10 protein-coding genes are annotated in these 15,938 nt (G+C 72.6%); 2 read left to right on the top strand and 8 right to left on the bottom strand.

Going from position 1 to position 15,938, the window contains the following annotated elements; genetic code table 11:
• Positions 1-1,228: N-acetylmuramoyl-L-alanine amidase (locus tag F8279_RS25135; RefSeq protein WP_192580765.1), on the bottom strand; the 1,228-nt coding region annotated here is incomplete at its 3' end.
• Between the two features lie 20 nt (positions 1,229-1,248).
• A complete protein-coding gene (locus F8279_RS25130) occupies positions 1,249-2,697 on the bottom strand; it encodes a VCBS repeat-containing protein (protein ID WP_151501264.1) in 1,449 nt (482 codons plus the stop codon).
• 301 nt (positions 2,698-2,998) lie between these two features.
• On the opposite strand from F8279_RS25130, the gene F8279_RS25125 reads away from it, so the two are divergent.
• Positions 2,999-4,063, top strand: coding sequence for a LacI family DNA-binding transcriptional regulator (locus tag F8279_RS25125; RefSeq protein WP_091428216.1), 1,065 nt, complete (start codon positions 2,999-3,001; stop codon positions 4,061-4,063).
• Here F8279_RS25125 and F8279_RS25120 read toward each other — a convergent pair.
• Genes F8279_RS25120 through F8279_RS30910 form a run of 6 tightly spaced genes read right to left on the bottom strand, consistent with a single transcriptional unit; the run spans position 4,053 to position 14,860 of the window.
• Positions 4,053-5,687, bottom strand: a complete 1,635-nt coding sequence (locus tag F8279_RS25120; RefSeq protein WP_151501263.1) for a fucose isomerase — start codon at positions 5,685-5,687, stop codon at positions 4,053-4,055. The genes F8279_RS25125 and F8279_RS25120 overlap by 11 nt on opposite strands.
• 52 nt (positions 5,688-5,739) lie before the next feature.
• A complete protein-coding gene (locus tag F8279_RS25115) occupies positions 5,740-6,732 on the bottom strand; it encodes a substrate-binding domain-containing protein (protein WP_091428220.1) in 993 nt (330 codons plus the stop codon).
• Positions 6,733-6,757: 25 nt separating this feature from the next.
• On the bottom strand, positions 6,758-7,846 hold the full coding sequence (locus F8279_RS25110; RefSeq protein ID WP_192580764.1) for an ABC transporter permease: 1,089 nt from the start codon (positions 7,844-7,846) through the stop codon (positions 6,758-6,760).
• Positions 7,843-9,456, bottom strand: coding sequence for a sugar ABC transporter ATP-binding protein (locus F8279_RS25105; protein ID WP_151501262.1), 1,614 nt, complete (start codon positions 9,454-9,456; stop codon positions 7,843-7,845). The genes F8279_RS25110 and F8279_RS25105 overlap by 4 nt, the downstream gene beginning before the upstream one ends.
• Complete coding sequence (locus F8279_RS25100) at positions 9,453-11,576, bottom strand: family 43 glycosylhydrolase (protein WP_151501261.1); 2,124 nt, start codon at positions 11,574-11,576, stop codon at positions 9,453-9,455. The genes F8279_RS25105 and F8279_RS25100 overlap by 4 nt, the downstream gene beginning before the upstream one ends.
• Positions 11,576-14,860, bottom strand: a complete 3,285-nt coding sequence (locus F8279_RS30910; RefSeq protein WP_151501260.1) for a DUF2961 domain-containing protein — start codon at positions 14,858-14,860, stop codon at positions 11,576-11,578. Before F8279_RS30910 ends, F8279_RS25100 begins: the two co-directional genes overlap by 1 nt.
• Positions 14,861-15,256: 396 nt before the next feature.
• On the opposite strand from F8279_RS30910, the gene F8279_RS25090 reads away from it, so the two are divergent.
• Positions 15,257-15,938, top strand: a 682-nt coding sequence (locus tag F8279_RS25090) for a M23 family metallopeptidase (protein WP_151501259.1), incomplete at its 3' end; no start/stop codon positions are given.

Below are 15,938 nucleotides of genomic sequence, written 5' to 3'. Positions count from 1 at the left end.
AACCCGTCGACGTCGCCACATACGCGTCAGCCGACGCACCGTGGGTGAACGCCACCACGTCATCCCGACCGTCACCATCGAAATCCGTCGGCGAACCACCGAAATACCGGGCGGCCGAGCCTCCGCCGCCCTGGTTCACCAGTGAGAGGTAGTAGTTCCAGTTCCAGTTCGGCCCCGGGTCGGTGTGGTCGTTGCCCGGGATCTCGTTGTGGCCCTTGATGCCGGTGCGGTTCTTCGGGATGCCGTACTTGTCGCACAGGTAACGGGTCAGCGCGGCCGACGAACGGTACATCGCGTCGGTGAACCAGGCCGGGTTGTCGACGTAGCCCTCGTGCTCGATGCCGACGCCGTACGCGTTGCCGGACCGGGCGTGGTACGCGGTGTCGCCCTCGCGGACCATCTGGGTGATCTCGCCGTTGCTGGACTTGACCACGTAGTGGGCGCTGACCCCGGCCGACGGGTTCTGGAACCAGCTGATCGTGCCGGCGTACGAGCCCTGGGTGACGTGGAGGATCACAGTGGTGATCCGGCTGGACCGCCCGACGCCGTAGTTGGCGCCGTTCGCGGCGACCCACCGCGCCGGCGGGTACTCGGGCACGGCGGCGGCCAGGGTACGGGACGCCGTGCCGGCGGGTGCCACAGTGGCGTAGCGGCCCCGCTCCGGCTCGACCCGGTGCGCCCGGACCGGCACCGCCCCGGCAATGCCCTGCTGCACCAGCTCGTAGATCCCGTCCGCGTACAGCCGGGCGGTGGCGTCGTCGGCCGCGCCGCCGTACCGCGCCACCACCGGGTACCAGGCGGTCACCCGCTCCCGGTCCCGCGCGGTCAGCCCTTCGGCGTCGGCCAGCTCGCGCAGCACGGCCGCGCCGCCGCGGATGTTCGCCGGCGTGACGGTCTTCAGTCGCCCGACCGGCTCGCCGGTCAACTCCGCCGCCCGTTCCAGGCTGTGCTGGACCGGGTTGCTCACCAGGTGCATCACCCCGTAGCCGTTCGCCTGGCTCGGCTTGCCGCCGTGCGGGTCCAGGCGGGACTCGCCGTAGCCGAGCGCCACGAGCACGTCCCGGGGCACGTCGTACTCCTGTGCCGCCCGCACGAAGGCCGCGTCCAGCGCGGTACGGCCGGACGGCGTCGCGGTCGCGGACGCGGGCTGGACCGCGACCGCGCCGACGAGCGCCGCGGCCAGCAGGGCGACGCCGACCCGCCGCCGTCTCCGTCGTGTTCCGGCCACGGGGGCCTCCCATCCTGACGTCACAGGGTCACCTCACCGGTGAGGCCGAAGTAGTCGTGCCACTTGCTGCTGGCACCGAATGTGGTGCCGGTGGACAGCGCCACGTACACGTCGTTCGTGGTGCCCTTGGTGAAGACGACGAGGTCGTCCTTGCCGTCGCCGTCGGTGTCGCCCAGGTACGGGAACTCACCGGGCAGGCAGAAGAAGTCGTGCCACTTCACAGTGATGCCGGCGAAGCCGGTGCCGGTGGAGGTGGCGGCGTAGACGTCGGCGTCGGCGTTGCAGGTGAACGTCACGATGTCGTCGCGTCCGTCGCCGTTGATGTCGCCCACCCGAGGCTGCTCGGCGCCCACGGCGAACAGGTCGTGCCACTTCTGCGGCGCCCCGAACGAGGTCCCGGTGGACAGCGCCACGATGACGTCGGCCGCCGACGCCGGGCCCTGAGTGAACGTGATGATGTCGTCGCGCCCGTCGCCGTTGACGTCGCCGAGTGCGGGGAACTCCCCCGTGACGGAGAAGAAGTCGTGCCACTTCACCGACGTGCCGGCGAACGACGACCCGGTGGACACGGCGACGTAGACGTCGGCCGTCGCGTTGTGTGTGAACGCGACGATGTCGTCGCGGCCGTCGCCGGTGACGTCGCCCACGGCGGCTATCTCGGCACCCGGCGCGAACCACTCGTGCCACTTGCCCGGCGACGTGAACGCCGACCCGTTCGACAGCGCCACGTACACGTCGCCGGTGTTGCCGTGCGCGAACGTGACGATGTCGTCGCGTCCGTCACCGTTGACGTCACCTGTCGAGGCGGTCTCCCCGCCGATGGAGAAGAAGTCGTTCCACTTCACCGACGTTCCCGCGAAGCCCGTGCCGGTGGAGGTGCTCGCGTAGACGTCGGCGGAGGTGTTCTGGGTGAAGGTGAGGACGTCGTCGCGGCCGTCGCCGTTGACGTCGGTCGACGACCCGCCGGCCATGCCGTGGGTACGGGCCGCCTGGTTGAGCAGCGTCCGCGCGGTCGCCGCCACCTGGTCGTACCGGTCGGGGAACCCCGACCGCTGGACGCACTGCGCCACCTGGCCGGCGGTGTAGCCGGGGTTGTTGCGGTCGCAGGTGATCGCCCGGGTGACGTACTGCTGGGTGGCGTAGACCGGGTCCATGATCTGCTCGGGGGTGCCCCACCCGTAGTCCCAGCGCTGCTGGAACACGCCGAGGCTGGACTTGTCACCGCAGGGCAGGTTGTTCATGTGGGACTCGACCCACCCCGCCTCGAAGGTGGAGAGCATGACCTTGTCGTTGACGTTGTACGACCGGGCCACCCGGTAGACGATCAGCGTGACGGCGGGGTCGTGGGTGGCCGGCACGGACGGGCAGGCCAGCGTGTCCATCGGTACGGCGGCCGCGGGCGCGCCGACTGCGACGGCCGCCACGGCCGTGCAGAGCGCGACGAGCATCGCCGGTGGAGTTCGTCTCACCGTGCTCCTCGGGGGTGTCGGAGGAAGGAACCGGAGATGGCCGGCCGACCGGGGTGACCAGGCGACGCGACCGTGAGAAATCGATTGCTGACGAGTGTTGTAGTCACCGCTGTCGATGTCAATAGCGACCGTGGGGCCGCCGGGAAGCGCGGCGGACCCGGCCGGAAATCGATTGCTTGACGGGTATAGGATTCCGAGCGATCTCCCGCGGTGGCGGTCTCCCTCCGGTGGGTCACGATCCGACGGGCAGACCGCCATGGGCCGGCCGGGCCGGACCCGCCGACGGACGACGGGAGCGGCGATGACGACCATCTACGACGTGGCGCGTCGCGCGGGAGTGTCGCCGGCGACCGTCTCCCGTGTCCTCAACGGGCGTGCCTCGGTCGACCCGGAGATGGCCGCGCGGGTACGGCAGGCCGCGCAGGACCTCGACTACCGCCCCAACGCCGTCGCGCGCAGCCTCCGCCGCAGCCGAACCAGTCTCTGGGCGGTCATCATCTCCGACATCGGGAACCCGTTCTTCACCTCGATGGTGCGCGGTGTCGAGGACGTCGCGCAGGAGGCCGGCTTCTCGGTCGTGCTCTGCAACGGCGACGAGGACCCGGAGAAGGAGGCCCGCTACGTCGCCGCGGCCCTGGCCGAGCGGATGGCAGGGGTGATCATCTCCTCGTCCGGGCGGCCGGCCCTGATCAGCCGCCTGGTGCAGGCTCGCATCCCGGTCGTGGCGATCGACAGGCAGCCACGCGGCGTCGAGGTGGACACCGTGCTGGTGGACAACACCCACGGCGCCGAGCAGGCGACCGCCCATCTGGTGGGCAGCGGCTACCGGCGGATCGCCTGCATCACCGGCCCGCGCCGGATCTCCACCGCCATGCAGCGGCTGCGGGGCTACCAGCGGGCGCTGAAGGCGAGCGGACGCCCGGCCACCGAGGACCTGATCCGGTACGCGGACTTCCGCGAGGAGGGCGGCTACCGCGCGATGGCCTCCCTGCTGGAGACCGCCGAGCCGCCGGATGCGGTGTTCGCGGCGAATAACCTGATGACGGTGGGCGCCGTCGAGTGCCTCGTGGACAACGGCATCGGCGTGCCCGACCCGTTCGGCATCGTCGGGTTCGACGACATCCCGTGGGCGCACCTGGTCCGGCCCTCGCTGAGCACCGTCGCGCAGCCCACCTACGACCTCGGGCGTACCGCCGCCACGCTGCTCGTCGAGCGGATCGCCGACCCCGCCAAGGCGCCCTCGACCGTGGTGCTCCACACCGAGCTGCGGGTACGCGAGAGCTCGGCGCCGTCGGCCGGCCGGCAGGGCCCCGCGGCGGGCCGAACCCGGTCACGCGGCACTGCCGCCGGCTCGCTCAGATCGTGACCTCCCCGCACAGGTGCACCCGTACGCCCAGCTCGGCGAAGAGGGCGGCCTTGACCCGTAGCGCGCGGTCGGCGGTGTCGGCGTCGGGCGCGTAGACCACGTTGACGTGGTTGGCCTTGTGCCGGGCCATCAACTGGTCGCGACCCACGCCGTGCAGCACGGCGTGCATGATCGGCCACTGCGGTGTGGTGGCGTCCAGCCGCCGCCGGGTCTCCGCCTCGGGCAGCTCCACCACCGTGCCGCGCCCGAGGTCGACGTGCAGGCCGCCGTCCATCACGAACACCCGCGACCAGACGATCTCCCCCGGCTTCGACACGCCGCTGAGCGTGCCCCCGCCGAGCGGGAAGTACATCGGCGGCTGACGCATGCTGTACGACCTGTCGTAGCCCCCGTTGTGCGACGCGGGCACCGAACCGGAGATCTCGAAGACCCAGACGAAGTTCTCGCCGTACTGCTGTCCCCAGCGAATGTCGTGCAGCGTCGTCGCCGGGTCCAGGCCCATCGCGGTCCAGATCCGGTTGGTGACCAGCGAGTCCACCGCGACGCCCTCGTCCACCTCGTTGAAGTGCGGCAGCGCGACGCCCGGGTACAGCTCCCGTGAGCCGTCCCGACTGGTCACCGGGGGGCGATCGACGTTGTTGAGCAGACCCTCGGCCAGGTCGCTGGCGGGCACTGTGTCCTTGAGCCCCTGCTGGTACTGGATCCCGACCGCGTCCAGCCCGAAGTCGTCGGCGATGCGCAGCGCCGCGACGTACATCCGGCACTGGCTCAGCAGCTGCGCCCGGGTCAGCTCGGTGGCCTCGTCGGTGCCGGTGTGGAACGTCATCCCGGCCGCCTCCAGCCAGGCGAGCACCGCCCGCGCCTCGGCGTCGGGCACGCGTGCCATCTCCGCCACCAGCGCGCTCTGGGAGAGGCGTTCCTTGAAGACGCCGATCGGGTTGAGCAGCTCGTCGTCGATGATCGCGTTGTACATGCCCATGCAGCCCTCGTCGAAGACGCCGATGACGGCCCGCTCGGAGACGAGCTGCCGGGCCAGCGCCACGCCGAGTTCGACCTCCTCGTCCGGCCGCAGCTCGGGCAGCGGGCGTACATGGCTCTCGTCGTGCGTCACCCGGCCGGTCTCCAGCCACTTCTTCAGGCCGTCGCGCGCCCACTCGTCGGTGAAGTCCTCGCTCCACAGCGTCGAGTACCGCACGCCCGCCTTGGTGAGGCTGCCGGCGAGGTTGAGCAGGCCCACCAGGCCCGGATACTCCCCGCTCCAGTTCGCCACCAGCAGGATCGGCCCGCGGTGGGCGCGCAGCCCGGCCAGCACGTGGTGGCTGTACTGCCAGACCGCCTCCACCACGACGAGCGGCACGTCGGCCGGGATGCTCCGGAAGACCTCGATCCCGGCGCGCTGGCTGTCGATGAAGCCGTGTCCCTTGAGCGGGTCGACGTCATGACCGCGCCGGACGTGCCAGCCGAGCGCGGTGACGGCGGCGGCGAGGTCGGCTTCGAGCTGCCGCTGGGTGGGCCAGCAGGTGACGTTGGCGCTCGACCGCAGGTCGCCGCTGGCTACCGTGTAGACGGTGCGGGGCGGGGCGGCCGGGCGCTCGATCGGCACGGGCATCGTGTAGCGGGTCACGGGGCGGCTCCCTCGACGGGCGGACGGTGGGCGGGACGGGGCGCGGCCGCGTTCAGAGGCCACCGAGCTTCGCGTACGCCTCGGCGGCGTTCTCCTTGGTGATCCGCATGGTGCCCAGCGTGGTGGTACGCGGGACGTCCTCGGCGCAGTCGACGAGGATCTTCCGGGCCAGCTCGACCGCCTCCCGGCCGCCGGTGGCGTACTGGAACGTGGCGGCCAGGCGGCCCTGCTCGACGGCCTTGATCCCGCCGGAGGGCACCGGCAGCGCGTCGATGCCGGTGAACTTGATCCGCTGCGCCTTGCCCGCCGACTTCGCGGCGAGGTAGGCACCCTCGGCCATCGGGTCGTTGTGCGCGTAGATCGCGGACACGTCCGGGTGGGTCTTGATCAGTGCGTCCGCCACCGACTGTCCCTTCTCCCGCAGCCAGTCGCCGGGCTGGGAGGCGACGATCTGGATCTTCGGGTTGGCGGCGATGCCGTCGCGGAAGCCCTGCGCGCGTTCGGCGGCGGGGGTCGAGCCGGGCAGGCCGGCGATCTCGATCACCTTGCCGCCGCCGGGCAGCAGCGTCGTGGCGTAGAACTCGCCGGCCGCCTTGCCGATCGCCACGTTGTCGCCGCCGATGAACGCGGTGTACGCCTCCCCCTCGACCTTGCGGTCCAGCACGATCACCGGCACGCCCTGGTCGTACGCCTTCTTCACCACGGCGGTCAGCGGCTTGGCCTCGTTCGGCGAGACGATCAGCAGGTCGATCTTCTGGGTGAGGAAGTTCTCCACGTCGGCGACCTGCTTGCTGTTGTCCTGCGCGGCGTCGGAGACCACGACGCGGAAGCCGGGCACCGACTTCGCCGCCGTCTGCACGTCGTTGTTCATCACCTGCCGGTACGGCTCGGCGTTGTTGGCCTGGGACATGCCGATCAGGAAGTCCTTGCCGGCGCCGCAGGCACGGGCCTGCCCGGCGTCGTCGGACGGCTTCTCGACGCTGCACCCCGTCGCCGCCAGCGCGCCGGTGACCAGCAGCGCGAGCAGTGTGGTTCGCTTGTCCATCGGTGGCTCCTCGGAGTCGGTTCGGTCAGGCGAGGCCGCGGCGCAGCTTCTGCAACGCCGCCGCGAGCACGATCACCAGTCCCTTGATCAGCAGCTGGACGTTGGCGTCGATGTTGTTGAGCGCGAGGATGTTGTTGAGGATGCCGAGCAGCAGCGCGCCGGCCAGGGTGCCGCCCATCGAGCCGGAGCCACCGGCCAGGCTGGTGCCGCCGATGACGACGGCGGCGATCGCGTCCAGCTCGTATCCGGCGCCGTCGTTCGGGCTGCCCTGGTTGAGCTGTCCCGCGTGGACCACGCCGGCCACCGCCGCCAGGAGGCCGGCGACGGCGAACACGGCGACCTTGACCCGGGTGACCGGCACGCCGGAGAGCCGGGCCGCCTTCTCGTTGCCGCCGATCGCGTAGACGTGCCGGGCGAACGCCGTCGTCCGCAGCACCACGACAGCGGCCACCCCGATCAGGACGAACAGCACCGCCGGCACCGGGAGCACGCCGTTTATCGAGCCGTTCAGCAGTTCGAAGGCGGGCGGCGCCTCCTGGGGTCCGTCGCCGTAGGCGATCGGGATGCCGAGGCCGCCGGACCATATCCGGGCGATGCCTCGGGCGACCTGGAGACCGGCCAGTGTCACGATGAACGACTGGATGCCGAGGCGGGCCACGGCGTACCCCTGGAGCGCGCCGAACAGCGCGCCGATCGCGAGCACCGCGGCAACGGCGGGCAGGATGCCGAGCCCGGAGTCGACCATGAGCGTCGCGGTGCCGACCGCCGACAGACCGAGGATCGCCCCGACCGACAGGTCGATGCCGCCCAGCAGGACGACGAACGTCATCCCGATCGCGATGATGCCGATCTCCGACACCGCGCGGACGATGTTCCCCAGGTTGCCGGCGGTGAGGAAGAGGATCTCGCCGTCGCGGCGCGGGGAGGCGAGGATCGCCACGACGAAGACCACGAGCAGCGCGAAGAGACTCTGCACCGCGAAGAGCCGGTCGGCGAGTTCCCTGCGGCTGCGCGGCCGGCGCAGCCAGTGGGCTGTCGCGCCGCGCAGTCCGGCCGTACCGGCGGCCGGCCCGGTCACTGCCGGCTCGGGCGGCGGCACGCGGGTGTCGGTCATCGGTCGTCCCTTCCGGCGGCCGGGCCGCCCATCGCCGCCGCGAGGACGTCCTCGGCGGTGCAGCCGCCGGTGGCGAGGTCGGCCACGGCCCGGCCGCGGCGCAGCACCACCACCCGGTCACAGACGCCGAGCAGCTCGGGCAGTTCCGAGGAGGCGAGCAGGATGCCCATGCCGTCGACGGCGAGCCGGCGCAGCAGCCGGTAGATCTCCGCCTTCGCCCCGATGTCGACGCCGCGGGTCGGCTCGTCCAGCAGGAGCAGCCGCGGCTCGGTGAGGAGGTGGCGGGCGAAGACGACCTTCTGCTGGTTGCCGCCGGAGAGCGCGCCGACCGGCGTGGCCGCCGACGCCGTCTTGATCGCCAGGTCGGTGAGCGACCGCGCGACGGCCGCCCGTTCCCGGCCGTGGATGACGAACCCGGCCGAGGTCAGCCTGGACAGGGCAGCCAGCACGATGCTCCGGCCGACCGGGTGTTCCAGGACGAGCGCGGAGCGGCGCCGGTCCTCGGGGACGAAGCCGACGCCGGCACGCAGCGCCGCGCGGGGCCGGCGCGGCGCGTACGGGCGGCCGGCCAGCAGAACCGTGCCGGTGCGGCGACCGGCGGGCCCGGCGCCGAACAGGGTCTCCAGCAGTTCGGTGCGTCCGGCGCCCATCAGCCCGGCCAGGCCGACGATCTCGCCGGCCCGCACGGTCAGGCTGATGCCGGTCGGCTCGCAGCGGCCGGGCCGGGGCGCCCGGGGCCGCACCGCCAGGTCGGTGACGTGCAGCAACGGGTCGCCGCCGGCCGATGCGGGCAGCGGGCCGGGCGCGCCGGCCACGTCCGCCGGAGCGGGCTCGAACAGTGACGCGGCCCGGCCGCCGACCATCATCGCCACGATCCGCCGCCGTTCCATCCGGCCGGCCGCTACGACACCGGCGACGGAACCGTTGCGCAGCACCGTCGCGCGGTCCGCGACGACCTCGATCTCCTCCATCCGGTGGGAGATGTAGACGACACCGACGCCCCGGCGGCGCAGGCCGCCGATGGTGGTGAACAGCCGCCGCACCTCCCCGTCAGCGAGCGCGGCCGTCGGCTCGTCCATGACGAGGACGCGGGCGTCCAGGGCGAGCGCCTTGGCGATCTCGACGAGCTGCTGCTCGCCGACGCGCAGCGAGCCCACCGGGCGGCGCGGGTCGATGTCGGCGCCGAGCCGGTCCAGGTGCTCGCGCGCGGTACGGGCCGCGGCCCGCCGGTCGACTGTGCGCAGCCGGGTCCGGGGCTCCCGCCCGAGCACGAGGTTGTCGGCCACCGACAGGGCGGGCACCAGGTCGAGTTCCTGGTGGATGGTCGCGATCCCGGCGGCCTGGGCCGCGGCCGGGCCGGTGAACCGTACCGGCGTCCCGTCGACCGCGACCTCTCCGTCGTAGTCGGTGATCACGCCGGACAGGACGTTGATCAGAGTGGACTTGCCCGCGCCGTTCTCGCCCAGCAGCGCGTGCACCTCGCCCGCCCGTACGTCGAAGTCGACGCCGTCGAGCGCCGTCACGCCGCCGAACCGCTTGGCCACGCCGGTCGCCGCGACCACCACCCGGCCGCTCGGGCCGGGCGCGTCGCGGGTGTCCACGCCGGTCATGGGATCGCGTTGATCGCGGCGTGCGCGGCGTCGGCGAACGGCACGTCCCGCCGGACCCCGCTCGCGGTCAGACGCCAGGTGCCGCCCGCGTACTGGCCGGGCGCCCAGGACAGGCCGCCGGAGCGCCACAGCGGCTGCCAGGCCGCCATCGCGTGGCCGGCGTCGTACCAGGTGTTGTCGCCGCGCCAGGCCGACCCCCACCGGTGCGCCGCGACCACCGAGAGCCCGTCGCCGGTGCTCATCGTCCAGCGGGGCATGCCGGTGACGTCACCTGTCGGCCGCGCCTCCGCCACCGGGTCGCCGACCAGCGGGGACGCGGCGTCGACGTTGAACGCCACCTCCCACACCGCGGCGGTCGGCCACCCGTTCACCGACCAGGTGACGTCGCTCTGCAACCCGGGACCGGTCCACCGGGGCGTCACGGTGAGCAGCCAGTCGGCGGTGACCGGCTCGTCGCCGAACGGGATGCCGGCCAGGTTGATCCGGGAGCCGTCGGCCGACACGTCGACCCGGGCCGGCGCCCCGGCCCGGTCGGTCACGTCGAACCGGCCGACGGCGAGGTACGGGCCGGTGCCCCGGTGCGACGAGTCGAGCGCGGGACGGTGGTTGCCGGCGCCGGCCGGGTCCACCGCCAGCTCGGCGATCCGGGCGTTCGGCCAGGTGCGCACGTCGGCGCGCAGGAATCCGGTGGTCACCGTCCAGCCACGGGCCACCACACCGGCCGACCAGGTCAACGGCGCCAGCCAGAGCCCGCCCTGACCCCAGCCGGCGTGGGTCAGGTACCAGTTGGAGCCGTCCACCACGACCTCGGCGGCGTGCGCGTCCAGCACCGTCACCTTCTCCGCGCCGTCGAAGCGCAGGGGGTCGCGGCTGCGGTAGACGGCCGTTCGCCGGTACGCGGCGCCGTAGTCGGTGCCGTCGCAGCAGACGAACAGGTACCACCACTCCCCCCGGCGCACCACGAACGGCGACTCCGTCTGCCCGCCCGCCCGGCCGGTGTGCGGCGAGGTGTACGCGATCGCGCGGCCGCTCCACGAACGCAGGTCGGTGCTGGTCCGGTACGCCACGACATGGTTGCCGCCGGACGGGCTCGACGTGGCCGTGTAGTACATGACCCAGCGGTCGCCGACCCGGGTCACCATCGGGTCGCGGCCCTCCCACCCGTCGGTGAACAGCGGGTTGGCGGAGCTGCGGGTCCAGGTGAACAGGTCGGTCGAGGTGGCCAGGTGCATGCGGTACCGGGCGTAGTCCGGGTTCCCGGCCGCGTAGAACATGTAGTAGACGCCGTTGTGCTGGACGACGTGCGGGGCCCAGATCCACTGCTCCCCGGCCCCGGGGTCGGCGGCCAGCGCCACCGGCCGTTTCGTCCACGGGCCGGTCGGGGTGGGCGCGGTGGCGTGCCCGAAGACCTTCTCGTCCTGCGGCGCGCCGGGTTCGGCGTGGGTGATGCCGAACAGGTGCCACACGCCGGTCTGCTCGTGTCGTACCAGCGTGTGGTCGTTGTAGTACCAGGTCGTCGACTCGCCTGCGCTCGGGTCGTAGACGCGGGTGGACCCGCCCCGCGCCGGTGTCTCGCCGAGCAGCTCGTACGGGGTGGTGGTGACGGCCGCGAGCGGGCCGACGCGGCGCAGCGTCACCGTGTCCAGCCCGGCGAAGAAGCCGGTCGAGGCTCCCGATCGGCCCGTCACGGTGATCGTGAGGCGGTGCGTGCCGGTCGACAGGGACGCCGAACCCAGCGGCACCGCGCCGGTACGCTGCACCGCGCCCGCGTACCCGTCGAAGAGCTGGCCGATCGCCACCCCGTCGACGGCGAAGCGCAGCGTGCCGTAGTCACCGGCGCGGGTGAGCACGGCGCCCAGGTCGTACTGCCCGGCCGGCACCGAAGGCACTGTGAGCGTCACCGAGTCGCCGGCCCGGGCGGCGCGGAACCACAGTTGGCGCCCGCCGGACCAGCTCACCCCGCAGCAGTCGGCCTGTGCCTCGACCGGAGCGGTGGCGGAGACGACCGCGAGGGACTCGGCTTCGAGGCGTACCGGGTCGTCGGCCGGGGCCGGTGCGGCCGGGACGGCGGCCAGGGCCACCCCGAGCAGGAGCACCGCGAGCACGCGTCGGGCGCGCATCACGACACGCTCGGGCGGGGCAGGTCGGTGCCGGGCGCGAACTGGTCATGCCAGCGGTTGCCGGGTGGCCCGAACCCGCCACCGGTGGAGGGCGCGACGTACACGTCGGCCGTCAGCCCTCGGGTGTACGTCACCACGTCGGCACGCCCGTCGCCGGTGAAGTCCCCCAGCCCCGGCAGTTCGTCGCCGAATGCGAAGTGGTCATGCCACTTCCACGAGTTCTGCACGAAGCGATTGCCGTCGGACAGCGACACGAACACGTCGCCCGTCGTACCCCTGGTGAACGTGACGACGTCGTCGCGCCCGTCGCCGTCGACGTCGCCCACCGCCGGCAGTTCGTCGCCGAAGGCGAAGCTGTCGTGCCACTTCCAGCCGTCCTCGACGAAGCGGGTGCCGTCGGACAGCGACACGAACACGTCGCCGGTCGTGCCCCTGGTGAACGTCACGACGTCGTCCCGACCGTCACCGTCCACGTCGCCCACTGCCGGGAACTCGTCGCCGAGCGCGAAGTGGTCGTGCCACTTGACGCCGGGTCCGAAGCCCGAGCCGGTGGAGAGCGCCACGTAGACGTCGGCGGCGGCGCCGCGGGTGAACGTGATGATGTCGGCACGGCCGTCGCCGTTGACGTCGCCGACCGCCGGGATCTCGGCGCCGACGGCGAAGAAGTCGTGCCACTTGACCCCGGCGGAGTATCCGGCGCCGGTGGAGAGCCCGACGTAGACGTCGGCGCTGTCGCCGCGGGTGAACGTGATGACGTCGGCGCGGCCGTCGCCGTTGACGTCGCCGGTGAGCGGCACCTCCGCGCCGACGGCGAAGAAGTCGTTCCAGGGCCGGCTGTCCGGCACGAACCGGGTGCCGTCGGAGAGCGAGGTGAACACGTCGGCGGCGGCGCCGCGGGTGAAGTCGACGGCGTCGTCGCGGCGGTCGCCGTCGGCGTCGCTGGTGTTGCGGGTACGGGTGGTGGCCGACACCTCGGCGGAGGGCGCCGCGGCGTTGCCCGACCCGTCGACAGCCACGACCCGGTAGTGGCGGGTCTGCGCGACGGGCAGCGGGCCGTGCCGGAACGTGGTGGCACGGGTCGTGCCGGCCAGGTTGGCGGCGGTGATCGCCACCCCCGGGTTCCGGGAGGCGTAGACGCGGTAGGACACCACGCCGACGTCGTCGGCGGAGGGAGACCAGGTCAGGCCCAGCGCGTGCATGCGCCCGCCGGTCAGGGCGAGACCGGCGACCGGGGCCGGGGCGACGGTATCGGTGAACGGCGCCACCATGCTGTCGGCCAGGTACCGGGCGGCGGTCCAGGCCGGCGCGCCGGTAGCCGGGGTGAGCTGGACGATGACCGCCGACCGGCCCGCCGTCAGCGCCGCGGGCAGCACGAACTCGTCGGCCAGCCAGCGCTGCCTGTCGTTGCCCAGCGGCTGCAGCCACACCCCGGCCGGCGTGCCGTCCACCGACACGGCCGCCTGCTGGTAGCCGCCGGCCTGGTCGCCGTGGCGGCGCAGCCGTACCCCCTGGTTGGCCGGGTCGATCGCCAGCCGGAAGCGGACCGGTGCGGTGGTGGCGCGGACCTGGCCGGTGTGCGGGACGTTGTCGTCGTCGCCCTCGAAGGCGGAGCTGAGCGCGGTCTGGGTCGCCCCGGAGTCGGTGTACGCGTGCGCGGCGCGGCTGGCGGCGTCGCCGGTGACGACGGTGTCGGTCCGGCGGGTGGTGACGGTGCGCTGGGTGTAGAGGAACGCGGTCGAGGCGTACTCGGCGGGCATGTCGTTGGCCGGTCCGTGCTCGATGCCGAAGCGCAGCGCGGTGCCGTACGCCACCGCATCGCCGATCATCAGCCGGTACGCGGCGTCGCACTCGTCGGCGCAGCCGCCGCCGCGTACCAGGTGGGCGGTGTTGCCGGTGAAGACGCCGCTGTACTCGCCGCGGTTGAAGTACCAGCCCGACTCGTAGAAGTCCTCGGTGCCGGTGCCGTAGATCTGCGGCGTGGGCGAGCCGTCGACGTACACCCGCTCGTCGCCCTCCAGGTAGTTGCGGGTGTTGCCGCCGATGATGTGGCCGCGCACGGCCTGCGAGACGCCCACGAACCGGCCCCGCCCGGGCTGGTCGGCGATGATCCAGTCGGTGCCGCCGACCGTCTCTGCGCGGCGTGACTGGGTGGTGAAGTAGCCGGCGTTGCCGTCGGCGGCGAGCCGGGACGTCCACTCGGCGCCGGGCGCCGACGTCACCTCGACCTCGACGCCGCCGACTGTGGTACCTGTCGTGTTGACGAGCGTCAGTGCGGCGGCGGTGCGGAACGGCATCGGCCACCATGCGCTGTACCAGCCGCCGGGCGCGGAGTCCATCGCGAACATCAGCGACCGGACGTTGCGCTCGCCCAGCCCGCCGCCGAAGAACTCGCCGACCGGGCTGTCGACTGTGGTACGGCCGTCGAATGTCATCCGCAGCCGCAGTCCGGCGAGCGTCGGGGCGCCGGCCGAGGCGTCCGGTACGCGCAGCCGCAGCGCGGTGATCGCCCGAGGACCAGTCAGGGCGGCCAGTGACACCTGCCCCTGCGCCGGGGCGGTGACGGTGGCGCGCGTGGTGGAGGCGCCGGCCTGGGCGGGCTTCGGGTCGCGGGTGCCGGCGGCGCGCAGCAGCGTGACCACGTCGGTGGCCGGGTCGGCCGGATCGAACCGGAGCACCCCTGCGGCGTCGGCGAAGGTCCGGTAGGTGACGTGGTGGAACAGCGGGTTGTTCTGGGTGGTGATCCGCATGGACTCCCGGTAGGGCATCGGCACCTTGACGGTGACGCCGCCGGACGTCTGGTCGGCATTGCTCACGAGCGGCGCGACGAACGGGCTGCCGAGCCGCCCGTCCACCAGATCCTGGAGGTCGGCCTGGACGACCACGACGCCGTCGAGTTCGACGCGGATCCAGCCGGTGGCGCGGACGTTGCCGTCGTCGCGGGTGAACCAGATCGACTGCACCTCGCCCGGGCCGCGCGCCTCGGCGATCACACATCCCCCGCTCTGACGCAGACACGACCAGGTGCCGACGAAGCCGTCGTCGTTGGAGCCGTCGCGGCCGAAGCTGGAGAACTGGTGGGTACGGGTGCCGGCGGCCAGCTCCGGCAGGCGGTCGAGCCGGCGGTAGGCGTCCCAGCCGATCGGGCCCTTGTCGTCGGCGACGGCGAGAGCGGGAGCGGGCGCCGTCGTGGCGGCCGGCGCGGCGGCGGACCAGGTCGCGGGCACGGCAACGGCCAGCAGCGCGGCTGCTGCGGCGCCGGCCCAACGGCCGATGCGAAGCCTCATCGGTGTCCCTTCCGAGCGGCCGTAGGAGCCATGAGAAATCGATTGCTGGCGAGTTAACTTCGAGACTTCCACGGTTGTCAATACTTTGCGCCCGGCTTTCCCTCCAGGGCAGGAATCTTCGCGGCGGGTCGGCCCGCACGCCGCGCAGCCAGGCCGGGCGGAAGCGACGCTGAAGGAAGTTTTCCGCCGGCACTCACCACCCCGGCGGGTATTGACAGGTTCCGAAGTCTGCGGTTTCACTTCTCCTCAGCGCCACCGCCCCGCCGATCGGGACGCCAGCCGCCCCTTCTCCGACGCGAACTGTCAGGGCCCGCCCATCGGCGACACCGGCCCCTGGCCTGACGCGCCCACGCGCCGCTCCGACCGTGCATCCCTCTTCCGACGAGGAGTCACCGCATGCCCAGATTCCCGACGCGTCCCGCCCGGCGGGCCCTCGTCGCGCTGCTCACCCTGGCCGCGGCCACCCTCACCGCGGTGACGGTCGCCCCGTCACCGGCACTCGCCGCGCCCACCTTCAAGGCACCGTTCCCCTGCGGGCAGCGGTGGACGTACAGCCACCACAGCGCCGAGGTGCGGCAGGCGCTGGACTTCGTCCGCGCCGACGGCGGTGTCACAGGCGGTACGCCCCAGGTGGCGTCCGCCGCCGGAGTCGCCCGCCGCTACTCGCAGCCCAGCGGCGCCGGCAACTACATCGTCATCGACCACGGCGGCGGGTGGACCACCTACTACTTCCACCTCAGCGCCTACTCGGTGCCCGACGGCGCCTACGTGCAGCAGGGGCAGCAGATCGGGATCACCGGCAGCACCGGCAACTCCTCCGGCGCGCACGTGCACTACGAGCAGCTCTACAACGGCGTCGGCCAGGTCATCTCGATCAACGGCGTCTCGCTCGCGCCGTATCCCGGCCAGTACAACCAGAGGTTCCTGGTCAGCGACAACTGCGGCACGCCACCGCCGCCGCCCACGCCCCGCTATCTCGGTGGTTCGCCGACGGATTTCGATGGTGACGGTCGGGATGACGTGGTGGCGTTCACCCACGGTGCGTCGGCTGACGCCTACGTGGCGACCTCCACCGGCA

Source organism: Micromonospora sp. AMSO1212t (genome assembly GCF_008868145.1).
Taxonomy (GTDB): domain Bacteria; phylum Actinomycetota; class Actinomycetes; order Mycobacteriales; family Micromonosporaceae; genus Micromonospora; species Micromonospora tulbaghiae.
This window is presented reverse-complemented; position numbering and strand designations above follow the sequence as displayed.